This window comes from Caulobacter sp., assembly GCF_017744445.1.
Lineage (GTDB): Bacteria > Pseudomonadota > Alphaproteobacteria > Caulobacterales > Caulobacteraceae > Caulobacter.
Map to the genome: position 1 here is coordinate 463 of NZ_JAGIBH010000091.1, position 266 is coordinate 728.

The 266-nt window shown below is 74.8% G+C and carries 1 pseudogene; it reads right to left on the reverse strand.

The annotated features are described in order from the left end of the window. Positions 1-61: 61 nt before the first annotated feature. Positions 62-266 (reverse strand): annotated as a pseudogene (locus J7528_RS23810) (hypothetical protein); the annotation flags it as partial.

Genomic DNA, 266 nt, shown 5'->3' on the forward strand with positions numbered 1-266 from the left:
GCTGCACGGCGGCTTCGTGGTGGCGTGGCAGACCTGGCTGGGCGGGGTGAGGCTGTAGAGCCTAGAACCTGAACCCCAGCTTCGCGCCCACGAACTTGCCGTCGGGGTCATAGCCGCGGGCCCGGCCCGCGCCGCTGTCGTCGGCGTTGGGCTGGAGACCGCACAGCAGGCCCGCGCCCAGCAGGGCGTCGCCGGCCTTGCCCTCGACCGAGGTCCGCGCCACGCCCGGCGGCAGCGGGGCCGGAGCACGGGAATACAGCACCGGC